Genomic DNA, 1,150 nt, shown 5'->3' on the forward strand with positions numbered 1-1,150 from the left:
TATTTACTGAAGGTATTGTAAATAGTAATAAAGAGGTAGTAAGCATTAGTCATTGCGAAAATGTAAAGGAAGAGGAGCGTGGCAATGTGGTTAAGGTGGCCTTGCATCCAGAGGTCACTTTTGATGAAGGTATGTTAGAGCGACATTTCTATACCAATTCCAGCTGTGGGGTTTGTGGTAAGGCTTCTATAGAATCTGTAGAGACAGGCTGCAAGGTGATTATCAATAATGATGTGTTTGCGGAAAAGGTGATTCACGAAGCGCCTGATAAACTAAGAGCCGCCCAGAAGGTGTTTGAATATACTGGAGGCTTGCATGCTGCTGGTTTTTTTAATCTGCAAGGGGAATTGGAAATAATGCGTGAAGATGTGGGTAGACATAATGCCTTAGATAAGTTAATAGGTGCTGGCATTGAAATGGAAAAAGATTTGGCTCATGGTTTTGTGCTGGTGAGTGGACGTGCAAGTTTTGAATTGATTCAGAAGGCGGCTATGGCCCATATTCCATTACTGGCTGCAGTTGGTGCACCTTCCAGTTTGGCAGTTGATCTGGCAAAGAAAATGAATATGTCACTGCTTGGTTTTGTAAGGAACAATAGTTTTAATATTTATTGTGGGGAAGAAAGAATAAAGACGAGTTAGATATGAAGATAAGAATTCAGGGAAATACAATCAGGTTCAGATTATCAAAGCAGGAAGTAAGCGATTTTGCCCAAAATGGTGAGGTAAAGGACAAAGTTGAATTTGGCAGCTCAGCCTTGGTCTATCAGCTGATTAGACATCCAAAAGATGATTTTTCTGTTGATTTTGTGAGGGGAGTTATTTCCGTAAACGTACCGGAGCCAATAGTGAACAACTGGGCAAACACAGAGCAGGTAGGATTTGAAAGTGATATTGTTTACCCCAATAATCAAAAGCTCGAGCTACTGATTGAGAAGGATTTTCAATGCCTAATCCCAAGAACGGAAGATGAAAGTGGTTTATATGCGAATCCACAAGCAAACAACAATTAGCAATTATCAAATAGCATTTAAACAAATTAAATGACGCCAAAGCAAATAGGAAGTCAAATCGCCATAAAATCTACTTTAATCGGTCTTTTGATCGCTTATATTATAATGTCTATTCTAATAGGACTTGATGAAGGGCTT

The 1,150-nt window shown here is 39.0% G+C and carries 2 protein-coding genes; both read left to right on the forward strand.

All coding sequences use genetic code 11. The features are described 5' to 3' along the window. Window positions 1-641, forward strand: a 641-nt coding sequence (gene fdhD / locus E1140_RS04160) for a formate dehydrogenase accessory sulfurtransferase FdhD (protein ID WP_185153419.1), incomplete at its 5' end; no start/stop codon positions are given. Window positions 642-643: 2 nt separating this feature from the next. Next, window positions 644-1,012, forward strand: coding sequence for a DUF7009 family protein (locus E1140_RS04165; RefSeq protein ID WP_155179359.1), 369 nt, complete (start codon window positions 644-646; stop codon window positions 1,010-1,012). The last annotated feature ends 138 nt before the right edge of the window (window positions 1,013-1,150 follow it).

It is taken from the genome of Fulvivirga lutimaris (genome assembly GCF_009711525.1).
GTDB classification, from domain to species: Bacteria; Bacteroidota; Bacteroidia; order Cytophagales; family Cyclobacteriaceae; genus Fulvivirga; species Fulvivirga lutimaris.

Bases quoted from the DNA above. Each gene is read 5' to 3' on its own strand.
- E1140_RS04165 (WP_155179359.1), top strand. From the start codon at position 644: ATGAAGATAAGAATTCAGGGAAATACAATCAGGTTCAGATTATCAAAG.